Below are 16243 nucleotides of genomic sequence, written 5' to 3'. Positions count from 1 at the left end.
CTCAACGTCCCCTCCTTGGTAAGGAGGGGAGTTTGTTCTAACGAAACCTCCTTAATATACCCATGAAAGACTTCCCCTACACCGAATCCAAAGACACCCGTAGCGGCTTCGGCGCTGGCCTGGCCGAGCTGGGCACCACCCATCCCAACGTAGTCGCCCTCTGCGCCGACCTTACCGGCTCGCTCAAGATGGATGCCTTTAAAAAAGCCTTCCCCGAGCGGTTTTTCCAGGTAGGCATTGCCGAGGCCAACATGATGGGCGTGGCCGCCGGCATGACCATTGGCGGCAAAATCCCCTTCACGGGCACCTTTGCCAACTTCAGCACCGGCCGGGTGTATGACCAGATTCGCCAGAGCATTGCTTACTCCGGCAAGAACGTGAAAATCTGCGCCTCGCACGCCGGCCTCACGCTGGGCGAAGACGGCGCCACCCACCAGATTCTGGAAGACCTCGGCATGATGAAAATGCTGCCCGGCATGACCGTCATCAACCCCTGCGACTACAACCAGACCAAAGCCGCTACCCTCGCCATCGCCGACTACGAAGGCCCCGTGTACCTGCGCTTCGGCCGCCCCGTGGTGCCCAACTTCACGCCCGCCGACCAGAAATTCGAAATCGGCAAAGCCTGGGTAATGAACGAAGGCCCCGACGTGAGCATCTTCGCCACCGGCCACCTCGTCTGGAAAGCCGTGCTGGCCGGCAAGCTTCTGGCCGAGAAAGGTATCAACGCCGAAATCATCAACATCCATACCATCAAGCCGCTCGATGCCGAAGCCATCCTCGCCTCGGTGCGCAAAACCCGTTGCGTGGTCACCGCCGAAGAGCACCAGATGAACGGCGGCCTCGGCGACAGCATCGCCCAGCTACTGGCCCGCGAAGAGCCCCTGCCCCTGGAAATGGTGGCCGTGCACGACAGCTTCGGCGAAAGCGGCACCCCCGACCAGCTGATGGAGAAATACGGCCTCACCGATGCCGCCATCGTGGAAGCCGTAGAAGCGGTGATGAAGCGGAAGAAGTAGGTTGACCGGATAAGCAAAAGCCCTCGTAGCATAAGTTGCTGCGGGGGCTTTTATTTTGTTGTCGCTAACGTTAAACGACTTTGCGATGTGGTGGTATTTCTTATTCCGTTAGTTTAAATTTATTACTAAAGTCAATAGTAGTACCGTCGCTCAGCACTTATTCTTCAGCCACCATATTGCAAAACCGATGTTAGCGGCTGACTTATTTCACTGGAGTTATTAGCCGCTTTTGTTTTAAGCTCTTTTCTTCTTATTACATAATAGATAGCAAATAAAGTGGTAACTACAGGTAGTACAATTCCAAACTCATCTATATACCATGGGGTCATTTCATTACTTTTTGTTAGTGGCGTAAATATTTGTTGAACATACAGGTTGTGAGTAGCATGAAGTATCATGGCAGGAAACAAGCTGCCACTCTTAATAGTAAACCATGTGAAAATAAAACTGGAGGAAATAATCATAACAGTAAAACACGTTAAACCATAATAAAAAGGAGTGCCGTTGTTATAGTCTCCAAATATCAAAACAGTATAATGCCACACTGCCCAAATAATGCCTACAATAAGAGATGTTTTGACAAAACCAAACTTGATGTAAAGTTCAGGTGTAAGGAAGCCTCTCCATCCAATCTCTTCGCCAAGGGCATCTGAAGCGCTTCTGAAAATACCAAAGGTTCCTGTCATCAGCACAAACAGAAAAATTATCCAACCCGATGAAAGTGAAGAAATACCAAAGGAGACACCAATTTCTTTAACAAAATCGGAATTATAGAATTTTCCAAAACCAACGCTCCAAATGACGGAATAAGCAATCAGGGAGTAAAGTATAGGAATAAAGAAGGCAGTAACTAGATATTTTGTTTTTGACCACTGCCATAATAACCCACTAATCTTCTCTTTAAATATATATTTTGTCAACAGTGCTGCAATTGTCGGACACCACATGGCGGCTGTAGTGAATAGTCTTTCAGCATTACCTGATACTTTTAATAGCACAGAGGTAATGTCAAACAATGCTGTTAAAAGAAATGTCAAAGCAAGAAATGTCCATACCTTTTTTGGATGGAATTGCCCTTCTCTATTAATCATAAGCGTTGGTTTAGGTTTGCCGCTACGGACAGGTATTGCTGCAGGTGGGATATTTTATAACGTCCAGCCCGGAACCGCTGCCCAATTGAAATAAAAAGTTGAAGTTAACAACAAAAAGCCAAATAGATATTCGTCTGCCCGAACTAAAGTACAGCGATGCAAACAGCCGAAGTTTCAACGTCAAGCCCAACTATTACAAAACCCCATGTTGTGCGTTCGTTGTATTCAACGGTCTGTTATTCTGCTTCTGAAACGATGCCAATAATTTGTCCAAGATTATTTTTTGTAACTAACGCAACCCTTGCACCAACTTTATATTTAATTAGATACTTACTTTGATTACTATTGCCGATGTTTTCTAAACGCATCACATTTTGAACCTGTCCAAATGTTTTAAGCAAAAAATTATTAGAAACAGTTAGAGCTTTTATTTTAGGTACTACATCTTTTGAAAAAAGTTCATTATTGAAATCTGTCGCTAAAGGATTTTTAAAGAGTTCAGTAGACTTGTTGCGAAGTGAGTGAAGTGCGGAATTTTCGACAAACTGTACTTAAATTTAGAACATGAACTTTTCCGTAAAAAACCTCACTACTTCGCGTAAATGGCGTGCTGCCACGGGACTCACGGCGGAGCGTTTTGCGCAGCTTTTGGCGCATTTTAAGCAGGCGTATTTTCGGTTAAATGGAACAGATATGATTGAACGTGGGGCTTTTGCGCCGTATGAAGTAGCCCTTAAAACAGAAGAAGAATTACTGCTTTTCACCCTATTCAGCTTCAAAGCAAACTTGACGTATGATTTGTTGGGATTGGTCAGTGGGATGGACGGTTCCAACGCGAAACGCAACCAGGAATTAGGCATTACGGTGCTCCAAGAAGCGCTGGAGCAAACCGGGCATGCGCCAAAGCGGGAATTTGCGACAGTGGCCGAATTTGAAGCCTATTTTCAGGAACACGAGACGTTATTGGTCGATGGAACAGAGCAACGCAAGCAACGACCAGGAAATAAAGAGATGCAAAAAGACTACTATAGCGGTAAAAAAAAATACACGCCGTAAAAGAGATAGTTATTTCAACGACCATTCGCTGGATTGGTTTTATCAGCCGTTGTTACGGCGGAAGACACCACGACTACAGTGTGCTAAAAAGCATTTTACCAGTTGATAAAGAGTGGTTTAAAAAGTTCAAGGTGCGGTTGGACCTGGGGTTTTTGGGCTTCGCGAAAGACTACGTTTGCCGGAAAGTTTTTATTCCTATCAAAAAGCCGAAAGGGAAAGAACTCACCGATGAACAACGAGAAATAAATACAAAACAAGCAAGTGAACGAATTACCGTAGAGCATAGCATTGGCGGATTGAAACGTTATCGAATTTTGGAAGACCGATTACGTTTGCATAATTTGAACCTGTACAATGACGTGCTGGGAGTGTGTGCGGGCTTGTGGAATTTCAGCTTAAATCTGTGATTAATAGCTCGCAACAAGTCTAGTAATAAGATTTATCATAATTGCATTATCATCTTTTATTACAGAAACTTTTGGTCTGCTTAGTTCAGGAATATAAATTGCTGCAATATCTTTAGCTATTAACCCTGGACTTGAAGGATTTAGATTTGTCAAAACAATAATAGTTAATTTATCGTCTGGGAATCTCGCTATGTAATTATTAAAACCTTGCCAACTGCCGCTATGCTGAAAAGCCTTGTGTCCGTTAACTGAATTTAAAAACCAAGCAAAGCCGTAGGGATGCAGGCTGTCATTATTTAGTTTTACAGGAGTAACCATAGATTGTAAATCTTCGTGGGTTAATACTTTTTCTTTCGTAATTGCAGCATCCCATTTTATAAGGTCAAGGATTGTTAAATATAACGAACCGTCTGCTGTAGTATTTAATGTTGGAGCAACCCAACTTTGATTTTTCCACTCACCATTTTTTAACTCGTAACCTGACGAACGGTTTAATATAATATCGGGTTCATTTATAATTCTTATTGTTTCCATTGAAAGTGGAGAAAATATTTTTTCCTTCAATATTTCTCCATAAAACTTTCCTGTTATTTGATGAATGAGGATTCCTAATATTACATAGCCTGTGTTACTGTAAGCCCATTTTTCTCCTGTCTTAAAATCAAGAGGGAGTTTCATTGCTATTTTTAATAGTTCTTGTTCAGTATAATTATTCTGTAGATTTATTCCTGTAGAATCTTCTGGAATATCAGGAATACCTGAAGTATGAGTTAGCAGATTTCTAATGGTAATATTTTGCCAAGTTGCTGGTGTTCCTACAAAATACTTTGATATTTTATCATCTAATTTTAATTTGCCTTCTTCCTTTAATTGCAATATTGCCGTTGCTGTAAATTGTTTACCTATAGAACCTGACTGAAAAATAGTTTCAGGATTTACAGATGTATTATTCTCAATGTTTGACAATCCATATCCCTTTACTTTTACTGTCACTCCGTCAAGTATAACAGCCAATGATAATCCGGGAATATGCCGTTCAATCATAGCCTTCTGAACGTAGCTGTCCACTTTGTCGGAAAGTGTCTGAGCAAATAATGTTTTAGAAAAAGATAAGATGCAGAAGTAAAAAGTAAAGAAAAATAATTTTCTAAGCATATCGTTTGATTTATTAAAGCTTGTGCGGAATAATGCGTTAGGTTAATGCGCGAGATTCAGCAGTGGCCGAAAAGCATCCCAAGACGCATTGTTGCAAATCGTCTGTTTGTGCATACAAGCATTTTTCCCGCATTAACATTATTAGAGTGTTCGGAACAATGACGCACAACGTCCAGGACTTGCTGCAGGTGTGGAATTAGTATTCCGTCTGCCTGGAACCGCTGCTCAATAAGGATTTAAAAGTACAAGTTAAAAATCTAAAGCCCAATTGCATTCCGCCAAGCCCGGACTGAAGCGGAGTAGCGAACTGCTGCTGATGCTAATAACGTCCAGCCACACTTGCAGCAAACCCCATGTTGTAGGCAGGGCAGTTCAAATACTTTAATCTGCTCTTACCAACACTCTCTTCCATGTTTTATTATTACCAATAATTAAAGTGTCACCCTTTAGTATAAATGGTCTGGGTTGGTCAGTGTCAATATAATTTGGAATAGTACCGCCTTTAACATGATGAATCACTATTGATTTTTCCCAGTCAACTGTATAAAATCCGAAGTATCCAAGAGCTGTAGTATCAATATATTCATAAAGATTAGGAAAATACTTCTTTGTTGAGTCTTCCGATATTTTTAAGGGTATAGTAGATGAAATATTCAAGTTAACGATTCCATTTTTTGTATAAGTAAAATACCCTTTTGGATTTTTACCATAGCGATATTTCCAATTTCCTGTCAAAGAATCTAAGTCTGCAAATTCAACTAACCTCCATGTACCTATTAATTTCCCTTGCCCCAGTGTCTTTTTATTTGTCTTTTAGTTTTTACTATTATTTTGTCCGTAGGAGTTATGTGTGAGTGTCAATATTGCCATTAGAATTATCAGTCGAACTTTTTCCATTTTGTCAAAATTTACGTTTGGTGATGTGGTCATTTTTGCCTTGCCTACAACGTTTTGCAGCTACCCGAAGGGCGGGACTTTTACCACAAAACTTGATTTGAAAAACTAATGTTTGATTAAACACAAAACTGTCTTTGGAACACGAAACCCCGCCTTTTGGGTAGGTGCTGTTATAGCCAGTTTTTATTTTCACCAAAGTTTCCACCATTTTTTCGTTTCTAGTTTTTCTTCTGTTTGTTTTTCTTTTCGTGGTTCAACTTTATACTCTTCTAATAATTTTCCATCAAAGTCAAATTTATATCTGTTATAATCCCAATCAGTCGCTAAAATATAATCATCATAAACTGCAAAATCATCAATTCCTTCTGCAGTTGTCCAAATATCTCGTCCCCCTTTTTGCCAAACTATTTTTCCGTCTTTGTCAAGTCGCGTAATATCAAGTTCTCCGTGTACAATATAATCTTTGTCAAGAAAGTGAATACCAAAGCAAGTAGCCGAATCAGCAACGGTCTTCCATTCTAAATTCAAATCTGGAATTGTCAACTTGAATACCGTGTTGGAACAACAAATAACTAGTCCGCCATAACTAATCATTGTTGTGTTTCCCGTTATTCCTGTTCCGCCACCTTCTGAGCCTATTAAGCAACTTGATTTTAGATTATCGTCTTCAAATAATTCAATTCCAATCTGAGAAGTCAATATATTCTTGTCACCACTTATAAATGTCTTGCTGTATGTTTTGATATTGTCAGTAGAGTCCAACTTGTAATCAGCTTCATCATAAAACTTGATTACTTGTCTTTCCAATACTAAAACTTCTATCGGTTCTTTCATTTACTGTTGTCTTTCTAAAATTGGTTATAACATTACGATTGCCGCAACCCGCAGCATTGGCAAGTTGCGTCAATCTGACCTTAGTGCGCAAGTAACTTGCGGGAAACTGGCTAAACCAGCGTGCTATACGCAACTCGCCGGCTATAATCCCAAGCTGTCGAGCGGAGAGGGCGGGCGGGCGCGTTGAGCGACATGGGTATAGATTTCGGTGGTTTTTATGCTGCTGTGGCCCAGCAAATCCTGGATGATGCGCGTGTCGGTGCCGGCTTCCATGAGGTGGGTGGCATAGGAGTGGCGCAGCATATGCAGCGAAATGGGGCGCTGGATGCCGGCCCGGCTGGCGGCCTGCTTCACTACCATTTGCAGGCTGCGCTCGCTGTAGGGCTCGCCGGGGTGCTGGCCTTCGAAGATAAACGTGATAGGGCGAAATTCCCGGAACTGTTCGCGGAGCAGGAGCAGCAAGGATTCGGGAAGCGGGAGGTCGCGGTCTTTTTTGCCTTTTCCGCCGCGCACGTACAGTGCCATGCGCTTGCTGTCGATGTCGGCGGGCGTGAGGGCCAGCACTTCACCTAAGCGCAGGCCCAGGCCATAAGCCAGCATGAGCATGGCGCGGTGCTTGCGGTTTTCGGTGCCTTGCAGCAGAGCCTTTACTTCTTCCTGGGCCAGCACTTTGGGGTTGGTCTGGGGCCTTTTGGGGCGCGGAATGTTGTAGTACTGCCGGGGCTGGCCCTCCACCTGCTCGTAGTAAAACTTGATGGCGTTGATGAGCAGGTTTTGGTACGTTTCGGAAATGCCTGCCGCTACGCGCCCGGCCAGATAGTCGAGCACATCCTGTTTGCTGAGGGCCAGCGGCAGCCGTGGGCCGCAATAAGCCAGGAAAAGTTGAAACGCGCTACGGTAATTTTTGAGGGTGTTGGGGCTGTAGCGTTTGAGGGCGATGAACTGGCAGTAGCGCGAAAGCAGCACCTCGTGCGGGGTGGGCGGGGGCAGCGCCACGGCCAGCGCCGGTGTGGGCGGCACCAGCAGCACCAGGCCCAGGTGCTGGCAGGCGGCCCGTACCCGCGCCACCAGCGCGGCATCGGCAGGCAGCACGTAGCCTTTGGCGGCGGGCTCGTAGCGAACGCCGGCGGCGAGCAGGGCGGTCCGCGTCGGCTCATTGGAGAAGGGGAAGAACACCAGAAACTCGGTGCGCGAGGGACGGAGGCGGAGTGAAACAGCAGCTTTCATAGGTAGCAGGCGGATGATGGAAGTTTGCGCTACTGGTCGCCGGGCTTTTTGTCCAACATCAGTACCTGTTCGCCAATTATTTCGGTCACGTAGTGGCGTAGGCCGGCGGGGTCGTCGTAGTGGCGGGTTTTTAGTTTGCCTTCCACATACACCAGGCTTCCCTTGCGCAGGTAGGCCTGGGCCAACTCGGCGAGCCCCCGCCACAGGACAATGGTGTGCCAGTCGGTGTTGGTGTGGGTCTGGCCACTTTTGTCGCGGTACGTTTCGGAAGTAGCCAGCGAAAATTTGGCCACGGGCACGTTGCCTTCCAGTACTTGTATTTCGGGGTCTTTACCCAGGTTGCCGATGAGGGTTACTTTGTTGAGGCCGCGCATAAAGTTGATGCATTAAGCGGAGTATGCTGCTTGCAGAGGCAAGAACGTCAGGAAGTTTGATTAGCCTGTTGCCGTTGAGCCGGTAATGCGCCCCCTTTTTATGCGGCTTCATTAAACGCGGCGCTTACTTTGCCCTCCAACCGCCACTTCACCGCCCACGCCCCGGCCTCCCCGCTTGGAAGACCACGAAATTCTCCTCAAGTTCCAGGACCCCGCCAGCCGCAACCTGGCGTTCAACCAGCTCGTGCGCAAGTACCAGAGCAAGGTGTACTGGCACGTGCGCAAAATGGTGGTGGACCACGACGATGCCGACGACCTCACCCAGGACGTATTCATTAAGGTCTGGAAGCACCTCGAGAACTTCCGACAGGATGCCCAGCTTTTCACCTGGATTTACCGCATTGCCACCAACGAGTGCCTGAATTTCCTGAGCAGCAAGCGGCGCAAGTTCCTGCTGCCGCTCACGGATGTGGGAGCTGAGCTGGCCGCCAAAATGGAAGCCGACCCCGCCATGGCCGGCGATGCCATTGAGCTGAAGCTCCAGCAAGCCATTCTGCGCCTGCCCGACAAGCAGCGCCTCGTATTCAACCTGCGCTACTACGACGAGATGCCCTACGAGCAAATGGCCGAGGTAACCGGCACCAGCGTGGGCGCGCTCAAAGCCAGCTACCACCACGCCGTGAAAAAAGTGGAGGACTACGTGACCCGCAACACTGACGAATAGCCCGGCCCCAGCACAATTTTTTATTCGCGGAATTAAACGCCGCCCCCTCTTCCTCATCCAACCAACATGAAACCTACTTTCAAGCTAGATGCGCACCCTCGGCGGCCCCGCCCGCTGCTGAGCGAGCCGCCCGCTGGTTACTTCGACCACCTTCCGATGCAGATAATGGCCCGGCTGCCCCAGGCGGAGGCCCGCGAGGCGGCTGCCGGCTGGCGCTGGTTGGCTTTTCTGTCGCCGGCTTTGCGCACCAGTTTGGCCTCGGTGGCCGTACTGGGCGGCTTTGCGGCTTCGTTTTTCCTGAGCGGTACGCCGCCGCTGGTGCCGGCCACTGCCAGCACTGCCTCGCTCGATGCCGTGCCCCGTACCGAACTGGTGGGCTACCTGCTCACGAGCGGGGCCCGCGTCGAAAACTCCGACCTGGCCATCCTCACGGCCGCCAACCCCGGTTTGGCCAACGGTTTCCTGCACGCTTCGGAAGACGAGCTGAACGATGCCCTGGACGCGCAACCTTCCGAAGACGCTACGTATTTATAAATCCCTGAATTACCACTTTGCTATCATGTCCATTTTATCATCCACGTTTCGGTTATTGAGTCTGGCAGCGTTACTGCTGACCGTGGCACCTGCCGCGCATGCCCAGGGCGGCTTGGGCGGCGGCCGCAAGGGCCAGCGTTTGGGCCAGCTCGAAAATGCCAAAATTGCCTTTATCACCAACCGCGTGTCCCTCACGCAGGACCAGGCCCAGAAATTCTGGCCGCTTTACAACGAGTTTTCGACTCGCCGCCGCGAGCTCAACCGCAGTGGCCGCCTGTTGCGCCGCGACGTGACCGACGGCATGACTGACCCCGAAATCCGCGACAATTTCAACCAGGCCTTCGCCATGCGCCAGCAGGAATTGAACCTGGAAAAGGAGTACTTCGAGAAATTTCAAAAGGCAGTTTCGCTGCGCCAGGTGGCCCAGCTATTCCAGGCCGAGCGCGATTTCACCAAGGAAGTCATCAAGCGGGTGGCCGGGGCGGGTGGCCCGCCCGCCATTGACACCAACTAGATTCTTTTTCTTTCTGAGCTATGCCAAGAGGCCGCTGCCCCCGCAGCGGCCTCTTTATTTTTGTGGAATAATCGAAACCGGGTTTAGCTGGTTAGGTAAGGAGCCCTTGCCCGTCATGCTGAGCGCAGCCGAAGCATCTCTACCGCATTAGTAAATGAATTACTCATTGCGGTAGAGGTGCTTCGGCTGCGCTCAGCATGACGTTCAACCTACTTGCGCATCCACCCGCACCGAACCACAAAGAATACGTCCCAATCCGCTTAAATCCGATAAATCCGTGGTCCTGACACCCCGCCAATTATTCCTGCGCCACCAGGCCCAAACCTCCGATTTCCCGCTGCTGCTGGAAATTGAGCGGGCCGAAGGCGTGTACATGTACGGCCCCGACGGCCGCCGCTACCTCGACCTTATTTCGGGCATTGGCGTGAGCAACGTGGGCCACCGCCACCCGCGCGTGCTGGCCGGCATTCAGGCCCAGCTCGATAAGTACCTGCACCTGATGGTGTACGGCGAGCTGGTGCAGGCCGTGCCCGCGCAACTGGCCGAGGCCATCCACCAAACCCTGCCCGCGTACCTGGATTCGGTGTTTTTCACCAATTCCGGCACCGAGGCCATTGAGGGTGCGCTGAAGCTGGCCAAGCGCCACACCGGCCGCACCGAGCTCATTTCCTGCCTCAATGCCTACCACGGCTCCACGCACGGCGCGCTGTCCATCACTGGCTCCGAAGACTTCAAAAACAGCTTCCGGCCGCTGCTGCCCGACGTGCGCCACATCCGCCACAACGACTTTGCCGACCTGATGCTGATTACCGAGCGCACGGCCGCCGTCATCATCGAAACCGTACAGGGCGAGGCCGGCGTGCGCGTGCCCTCCCTCTATTACCTGCCGGCACTGCGCCGCCGCTGCCGGGAAGTGGGCGCCCTGCTCATCCTCGACGAAATTCAGTGCGGCTACGGCCGTACCGGTACCATGTGGGCCTTCGAGCAATTTGGCATCGAGCCCGATATATTAGTGTGCGCCAAGGGCATGGGCGGCGGCATGCCCATCGGGGCCTTCATTTCAAGCACCGAAATTATGTCGGGCTTCAAAACTAACCCCATTCTGGGGCATTGTACCACCTTTGGTGGGCACCCGGTGAGCTGCGCGGCCGCCCTGGCCACCCTGCAAGTGATGCAGGACGAAAAGCTGGCCGAAGGCGTGGCCGCCAAGGCGGCACGGTTCCGGGAGCAGCTGCGGCACCCGGCCATTCGGGACGTGCGCGGCTGCGGCCTGCTCATAGCCGTGGAATTCGATTCCTTCGCCGTGCTCAAGCCCATCATCGACTACGCCCTGGAGTACGAAAGCATCCTCACCGACTGGTTCCTGTTCTGCGATAACTCGTTGCGCTTGGCCCCGCCGCTCACCATCAGCGACGCGGAGATTGACGAAGCCTGCGCCGCGCTGCTGCGGGCCGTCGATGCGGTGGTGAAATAGTGAGTTGGTGAAATGGTGAAGTGGTGAGTTTGGTGTTCTGCCTGCGCAAATCGCGCTGCTCAAACATCAAGCTCACCACTTCACTAGTTCACCAACTCACCACCTACACCGCCACGTTGGGCCGGGGTAATTCGTTGTAATTCAGAAAAGAAGTGCTTTCTTCCTTGATGCGCTCCTGGGGCAGGCCATCTTTCACGCCCTGCGAAATCTTGCGCACCAGCACGCCCACAATGGCCTTGCGGAAGCCCAGCTTCTCGGCCATCATGATGCAGAAGTCCATCTCGGTATCGTCCACGATGCCATCGGCCAGCATCATATCCACGAGGTCAAAAATCTGGTCGAAACGCTCCGAATCGGTGGTAGGCAGGTCATTGCTGCTGCCTTTGGCACCCGACACCAACGCCTGCACTTCCGACGAGCTGATGCCGTTCTTCTTGCCCACCGCCAGGATGAAATTCATCTCCCGGGCATCGATATGGCCGTCGGCTTTAGCCAGTGCCGCGAGATTCAACAGGTGGCTCTTGATTTTTTTGGCCTGCTCATTTTCGAAAAAACCGAACATAAACGTGGGAAGTAAGAAGTGGGAGATGATTTTGGAAACGAAACTGCGACTTCAGGCGTAAGGTACACGTAAAATCGGCTTATTGTTGTCAATTTATTATTCTGCTAAGTGAAATTACAATCGTTTCCATAACGCCAATTTCTACGCTTGGGTTGAGGGTTTGCATTCATTTCACCAACTTTGCGCGCTTTGGGTGCCATTTGCGCGCCCTGCTGCATTTATGACAGTTCAGATGAAGAGAATAGCAGTTTTCACAAGTGGGGGCGATTCGCCGGGCATGAATGCCGCCATCCGGGCCGTGGTGCGCACGGCTACGTACCACGGCATTGAGATATACGGCATTATGCGGGGCTACAGTGGCATGATTAAGGGCGAGTTTGTGCGTCTCGATTCGGCCTCGGTGTCCAACACGGTGCAGAAGGGCGGTACCATTCTGAAATCGGCCCGCAGCCAGAAATTTATGACCAAGGAAGGCCGCCAGCAGGCTTTCGACCAGCTGGTGAACAACGGCATTGAAGGCTTGGTAGCCATTGGCGGCAACGGTACCTTCACTGGGGCTATGATTTTTGAGGAGGAGTTCGGCATCCCCACGGTGGGCGCACCGGGCACCATCGACAACGACCTATACGGCACGGACTACACCATTGGTTACGACACGGCCGTGAATACGGCGCTGGAGTGCATCGATAAAATCCGGGATACGGCCGACTCGCACGACCGGTGCTTCTTTGTGGAGGTGATGGGCCGCGATTCGGGCTACATCGCCATTCCGTGCGCCATTGGCGGCGGGGCCGAAATCGTGATGATTCCGGAAACGCAAATGAGCGTGGATGTGGTGATTGAAACCCTGCAGACGGGTTGGAAGCGCTCCAAAACCTCGTTTATCGTCATTGTGGCCGAGGGCGAGGAAGAAGGCAATGCCACCACCACGGCTGCCCGCGTGAAGGAAGCCATCCCGCAGCTCGATACCCGCGTCACGGTTATCGGCCACATTCAGCGCGGTGGCTCACCCACGGCCGCCGACCGCCTGCTGGGCTCCCAAATCGGCATCGCCGCCGTGGAAGGCCTCATGAACGGCATGCGCAACGTAATGGCCGGTATTGTGGATAAGAAGCTGGTTTATACGCCGTTCACGGATACTATTAACAAGAAAAAAATCATCAACCAGAGCTTTATGCGGATGGTGGAGATTCTGAGCGTATAGTGTGTAGCGCGTAGCGCGAAGCGGCAGCTTCGCGGACGAACGAAGTGAGTGTTCAGCGTTTGAACTGCATGCTCGCTGCGCTCGTCCGCGAAGCTGCCGCTTCGCGTTACATTTCTACCCACTGATACGCCGGGTCGCGCCGCAGCCAGCTCATTTGGCGCTTGGCGTAGTGGCGGGTGTTGCGTTGGAGCAGGCGCACGGCTTCGGGCCAGTCATAATCCCCATCCAGAAAACCGAAAATTTCCTGGTAGCCCACGGTTTGCAGGGCGTGGTGGTGGCGGTATGGGAGCACCGATTTTACTTCGGCCAGCAGGCCGGCGGCCAGCATGTGCTCTACACGCAGGTTGATGCGCTGGTAGAGCGCTTCCCGCTCGCGGGTGAGCGCCACTTTCACGTTGCGAAAGAGCGGGTTTTCGGGCGGCGGGCCGGCGGTGTGGAAGCTGGAAAACGGCCTGCCCGTAGCACGGGTGATTTCCAGGGCGCGCACCACGCGCTGGGGGTTTTGCTGGTCGATGCGGGCGTGGGCCACGGGGTCGGTTTCGGCCAACTCGGCCACAAGGTGGGGGAGGCCGTGGGCGGCCAGCTCGGCGTGGAGCTGGGCGCGCACCTCGGGCGGCACGCCGGGCAGCTCATCCAGCCCATCGGTCACGGCCTGCACATAGAGCCCCGAGCCGCCGGTGAAGATGACGAGCGGGTGTTTTTGGAGCAAGTTGCCGAGCACGGCCAGGCACTCGGTGGCGAAGCGGCCGGCGCTGTAATCCTCCGTGATGCTGTGGCTGTCGATGAAATGATGGGGTACACCCTGCATTTCGGTGTGCGTGGGCTTGGCCGTGCCAATGCTGAGCTCGCGGAAAAACTGGCGCGAGTCGGCCGATACAATTTCGGTGTGAAACTGCTGCGCCAGCTGCACGCACAGGGCCGTTTTGCCCACGGCTGTGGGGCCGGCAATGGTGAGCAGCACGGGGCGCGGGTCGGCGGCAGTAGGGGCCAGCTGGGCGAGGATTTCGGGAGGAAGCATGGGGTGAACGGGTGGATGGGCAAACAGCTGTCATCCTTCGCAAGCTCAGGATGACAGGCAATGAAGTTGTTTAGAAAGTCACAAAAGGTGCTCAAACGGTCATGCAGCGCGCAGCGCAGCATGACCGTTCGGGGACTTTCTAAACAGCTTCAATTAATGATTACAGCCCCACGATGCGAAATTCGACGCGGCGGTTGAGGCGGCGGGTGGCTTCCTGCTCGTTGCTGGCAATGGGCTCGGCCCCGCCCAGGCCCAGGCCGGTGATGCGGGTGCCTGCCACGCCATGGTCGGCGAGGTAGGCTTTCACGGCGGCCACGCGCTGCTGGCTGAGCACTACGTTTTTTTCGGGCGGCCCCACGTTATCGGTGTGGCCGCGCAGCTCGATGGTGAGGCTGGGGTTGTCAATCATGAGCAGCACCAGCTTGTTGAGCGCGGTGGCCGACGAGGGCAACAGGGCTGCTTTGCCCTGCTCAAACTGCACAGTGGCCAGCTGCTGGGTGGCCCCCACGGCCAGCGGCCGGAGCAGGATGTCGCGCACCAGCGGACCGGGAGCAGCGGCCCAGGTGCTATCGGCGGGGAAATAGCCGGGGTGCTGGGCGTGGTATTGGTAGCTGCGGCCCGGCGCAGTAGTGTAGGTGAAGCTGCCCCGTACCGACAGCAGCACGGCCGTGCCCGCCTCATCGCGGTCGAGGCGCAGCTGGGCCTGCGGCAGGGGTAGCGAGGTGGTGGCATCCAGCACGCGGCCTTCCCAGGTGGCGGTGGTGGGCGTGGGTGGCGGCACGGCCGGGGCGGGTGGCACCACACCAAACAGGTTGCAGCCGGCCAGGTCGGTGTAGGTGCCGCCGCGCACGCGGGTGGCCTGGCGGCGCGCCAGGTCAACCTGATAAAGTCCGTGCGGTCCGGCTAGGTACATGCGGCGGCGGCCGGCGGCGTCGTTCTGCATCAGCAGGTCGCTGTAGCCGCCGCGCACGGGCAGGCCATCGAGCATAATGCGCTCGGGCGACGGCTGTTTGGTATTCATATTCACTTTCAGCAGCGAGCCATCGGTGCTGTACACCATGTACATGGTGCTGGCATCGTCGAGGCAGAAGTTGCCGTGCGTGCCCGCGCTGGCAAACCCGATGAGCGAATAATACGGGGCTTTGCGGATGGGGTCGGCGGCCCACACCACGCTCACGCGGCCCTCGTGGGGGCTCACGCGCACCAGCTGGTTGGCGTCGGAAGTCATGAAATACAGGTCGCCGTGGTCGTCGGTGGCGGCAGATATCCAAACGTTCTCGGGGCCTTGGGCGGGCAGCTGCCAGTCGGTGTAGGCCCCGCGCCGGGCGGCGGGGTCGTAGCGATATACGCGCTCGGGGGCGTTGGTGGGGGCTTTGGTAACGGAATACAGGCAGTTATCGAACCCCTTGGCCAGGGCGTAGGACTGAAACGGCAGCACCAGGCGGTGCGCTCTGGGCGTGGCCGTGGGGTTGGCCGTTGAAAACTCGTGAATGGTGCGGCAGTCATCTTCCCATTGCCCGTCGTGAAAGCGCAGGGCGGCGATGCCGTACATCTTGCCGTCGCAAATCTGGTCGGCGTAGCGGCGGCTGGGCCAGGGCGAGTTGGTAAAGGCAAACGACTCAACCAGCTGCCGGCCTTCGGCCAGATAGCGGCCGTCCTGTGCGGTGGCGGCCCGGTACTCTACCCGAAACTCGTAGCCGCCGCGCCACAGCTGCCGGCCCACTACGTGCGTGCGTGTGGCAGGGGCCGCTGGGGCGTAAGTGTATTCATAGTCAATCTCATCGGTGGGGCCGTCGCTGTGCTGGTCGAGGCGCAGTACCTGCACGCGGTGCAGCCGCTGAATGCGCTGCCACACCGAATCGGGCCGGCCTGCGCCCAGCAGCCGCAGGTCGCGCCGGTCATCGGGCAGGGCCTGTTGGCTGACTTTTACCGTTGCGCCCCCAGCGGGCGCGCCGGCCGTGAACGTGGCCACCGGCCCGCCCACCGCCCGGGGCGGCACCCAGCCCCGCGCATACGCCAGCTGGTAGCGGGCCTGCGCGTTGGTGTACTGGGTGGCCGGCGGCGTGGGCTGCGCGCTCAGTATCAACCGGCAACTTAACAAGACCAGCAGCAGAAAAATCTTCATAGGCCGGAGCAACGGGGGATTTCGTCAG

At 53.1% G+C, this 16243-nt stretch carries 18 protein-coding genes; 8 read left to right on the top strand and 10 right to left on the bottom strand.

The features are described from left to right. Nucleotides 1–62: 62 nt before the first annotated feature. Nucleotides 63–1019: a transketolase family protein gene (locus tag KQ661_RS17725; protein WP_216689589.1), complete on the top strand. Its 957-nt coding sequence runs from the start codon at nt 63–65 to the stop codon at nt 1017–1019. Between the two features lie 164 nt (nt 1020–1183). Here the strand turns inward: KQ661_RS17725 and KQ661_RS17720 are convergent, their stop codons facing one another. Further along, nucleotides 1184–2110: a CPBP family intramembrane glutamic endopeptidase gene (locus KQ661_RS17720; RefSeq protein ID WP_216727641.1), complete on the bottom strand. Its 927-nt coding sequence runs from the start codon at nt 2108–2110 to the stop codon at nt 1184–1186. A 236-nt stretch (nt 2111–2346) separates the two neighbouring features. Further along, a complete protein-coding gene (locus KQ661_RS17715; RefSeq protein ID WP_216727640.1) occupies nt 2347–2511 on the bottom strand; it encodes a hypothetical protein in 165 nt (54 codons plus the stop codon). A gap of 163 nt (nt 2512–2674) precedes the next feature. Between KQ661_RS17715 and KQ661_RS17710 the strand changes: the two genes are divergently transcribed. Further along, a complete protein-coding gene (locus KQ661_RS17710; RefSeq protein WP_216686216.1) occupies nt 2675–3166 on the top strand; it encodes a transposase family protein in 492 nt (163 codons plus the stop codon). Further along, nucleotides 3154–3573 (top strand): transposase family protein, encoded by a 420-nt coding sequence (locus KQ661_RS17705; RefSeq protein ID WP_216680677.1) that lies wholly within the window; start codon nt 3154–3156, stop codon nt 3571–3573. The genes KQ661_RS17710 and KQ661_RS17705 overlap by 13 nt, the downstream gene beginning before the upstream one ends. On the opposite strand, the gene KQ661_RS17700 is transcribed toward KQ661_RS17705, so the two are convergent. The 5 genes from KQ661_RS17700 to KQ661_RS17680 form a co-directional block, all read right to left on the bottom strand. Next, nucleotides 3574–4728: a serine hydrolase domain-containing protein gene (locus KQ661_RS17700; RefSeq protein ID WP_216727639.1), complete on the bottom strand. Its 1155-nt coding sequence runs from the start codon at nt 4726–4728 to the stop codon at nt 3574–3576. Between the two features lie 381 nt (nt 4729–5109). Next, a complete protein-coding gene (locus KQ661_RS17695; protein ID WP_317196156.1) occupies nt 5110–5505 on the bottom strand; it encodes a lipocalin-like domain-containing protein in 396 nt (131 codons plus the stop codon). Between the two features lie 309 nt (nt 5506–5814). After that, on the bottom strand, nt 5815–6459 hold the full coding sequence (locus KQ661_RS17690) for a hypothetical protein (RefSeq protein ID WP_216727638.1): 645 nt from the start codon (nt 6457–6459) through the stop codon (nt 5815–5817). A gap of 141 nt (nt 6460–6600) precedes the next feature. After that, a complete protein-coding gene (locus KQ661_RS17685) occupies nt 6601–7686 on the bottom strand; it encodes a tyrosine-type recombinase/integrase (RefSeq protein WP_216726597.1) in 1086 nt (361 codons plus the stop codon). 29 nt (nt 7687–7715) lie between these two features. Next, the gene (locus tag KQ661_RS17680; RefSeq protein ID WP_216726596.1) at nt 7716–8060 is read right to left on the bottom strand and encodes a single-stranded DNA-binding protein; all 345 of its coding nucleotides are present in this window, start codon (nt 8058–8060) and stop codon (nt 7716–7718) included. A 175-nt stretch (nt 8061–8235) separates the two neighbouring features. Here KQ661_RS17680 and KQ661_RS17675 point away from each other — a divergent pair, with 175 nt between their 5' ends. From KQ661_RS17675 to KQ661_RS17660, 4 genes are all read left to right on the top strand, one after another. Next, the gene (locus KQ661_RS17675) at nt 8236–8784 is read left to right on the top strand and encodes an RNA polymerase sigma factor (protein WP_216689584.1); all 549 of its coding nucleotides are present in this window, start codon (nt 8236–8238) and stop codon (nt 8782–8784) included. A gap of 66 nt (nt 8785–8850) precedes the next feature. Continuing rightward, nucleotides 8851–9318 (top strand): hypothetical protein, encoded by a 468-nt coding sequence (locus KQ661_RS17670; protein WP_216689582.1) that lies wholly within the window; start codon nt 8851–8853, stop codon nt 9316–9318. Between the two features lie 25 nt (nt 9319–9343). After that, nucleotides 9344–9832 (top strand): hypothetical protein, encoded by a 489-nt coding sequence (locus KQ661_RS17665; protein ID WP_216727637.1) that lies wholly within the window; start codon nt 9344–9346, stop codon nt 9830–9832. A gap of 283 nt (nt 9833–10115) precedes the next feature. After that, complete coding sequence (locus KQ661_RS17660) at nt 10116–11306, top strand: aspartate aminotransferase family protein (protein ID WP_216728003.1); 1191 nt, start codon at nt 10116–10118, stop codon at nt 11304–11306. A 103-nt stretch (nt 11307–11409) separates the two neighbouring features. Here KQ661_RS17660 and KQ661_RS17655 read toward each other — a convergent pair whose 3' ends face one another. After that, nucleotides 11410–11868, bottom strand: a complete 459-nt coding sequence (locus KQ661_RS17655) for a tellurite resistance TerB family protein (protein ID WP_216726592.1) — start codon at nt 11866–11868, stop codon at nt 11410–11412. Nucleotides 11869–12100: 232 nt separating this feature from the next. On the opposite strand from KQ661_RS17655, the gene pfkA reads away from it, so the two are divergent. After that, on the top strand, nt 12101–13072 hold the full coding sequence (pfkA, locus tag KQ661_RS17650; protein ID WP_216689577.1) for a 6-phosphofructokinase: 972 nt from the start codon (nt 12101–12103) through the stop codon (nt 13070–13072). 106 nt (nt 13073–13178) lie between these two features. On the opposite strand, the gene miaA is transcribed toward pfkA, so the two are convergent. After that, nucleotides 13179–14090, bottom strand: a complete 912-nt coding sequence (gene miaA / locus KQ661_RS17645) for a tRNA (adenosine(37)-N6)-dimethylallyltransferase MiaA (protein WP_216727636.1) — start codon at nt 14088–14090, stop codon at nt 13179–13181. Nucleotides 14091–14250: 160 nt separating this feature from the next. Further along, nucleotides 14251–16215 (bottom strand): OmpA family protein, encoded by a 1965-nt coding sequence (locus KQ661_RS17640; protein ID WP_216727635.1) that lies wholly within the window; start codon nt 16213–16215, stop codon nt 14251–14253. Nucleotides 16216–16243 lie beyond the last annotated feature (28 nt).

Origin of the sequence: Hymenobacter siberiensis (assembly GCF_018967845.1) — a bacterium.
Classification (GTDB): Bacteria; Bacteroidota; Bacteroidia; order Cytophagales; family Hymenobacteraceae; genus Hymenobacter; species Hymenobacter siberiensis.
The sequence above is the reverse complement of the archived record's forward strand: the minus strand, read 5'-3'. Positions and strand labels throughout refer to the sequence as shown.

Excerpts from the sequence above, each read along its gene's own strand:
- KQ661_RS17725 (WP_216689589.1), top strand. The coding sequence starts at position 63 with ATGAAAGACTTCCCCTACACCGAATCCAAAGACACCCGTAGCGGCTTC.
- KQ661_RS17720 (WP_216727641.1), bottom strand. The coding sequence starts at position 2,110 with ATGATTAATAGAGAAGGGCAATTCCATCCAAAAAAGGTATGGACATTT.
- KQ661_RS17710 (WP_216686216.1), top strand. The coding sequence starts at position 2,675 with ATGAACTTTTCCGTAAAAAACCTCACTACTTCGCGTAAATGGCGTGCT.
- KQ661_RS17700 (WP_216727639.1), bottom strand. The coding sequence starts at position 4,728 with ATGCTTAGAAAATTATTTTTCTTTACTTTTTACTTCTGCATCTTATCT.
- KQ661_RS17690 (WP_216727638.1), bottom strand. The coding sequence starts at position 6,459 with ATGAAAGAACCGATAGAAGTTTTAGTATTGGAAAGACAAGTAATCAAG.
- KQ661_RS17685 (WP_216726597.1), bottom strand. The coding sequence starts at position 7,686 with ATGAAAGCTGCTGTTTCACTCCGCCTCCGTCCCTCGCGCACCGAGTTT.
- KQ661_RS17680 (WP_216726596.1), bottom strand. The coding sequence starts at position 8,060 with ATGCGCGGCCTCAACAAAGTAACCCTCATCGGCAACCTGGGTAAAGAC.
- KQ661_RS17670 (WP_216689582.1), top strand. The coding sequence starts at position 8,851 with ATGAAACCTACTTTCAAGCTAGATGCGCACCCTCGGCGGCCCCGCCCG.
- KQ661_RS17665 (WP_216727637.1), top strand. The coding sequence starts at position 9,344 with ATGTCCATTTTATCATCCACGTTTCGGTTATTGAGTCTGGCAGCGTTA.
- KQ661_RS17655 (WP_216726592.1), bottom strand. The coding sequence starts at position 11,868 with ATGTTCGGTTTTTTCGAAAATGAGCAGGCCAAAAAAATCAAGAGCCAC.
- pfkA (WP_216689577.1), top strand. The coding sequence starts at position 12,101 with ATGAAGAGAATAGCAGTTTTCACAAGTGGGGGCGATTCGCCGGGCATG.
- miaA (WP_216727636.1), bottom strand. The coding sequence starts at position 14,090 with ATGCTTCCTCCCGAAATCCTCGCCCAGCTGGCCCCTACTGCCGCCGAC.
- KQ661_RS17640 (WP_216727635.1), bottom strand. The coding sequence starts at position 16,215 with ATGAAGATTTTTCTGCTGCTGGTCTTGTTAAGTTGCCGGTTGATACTG.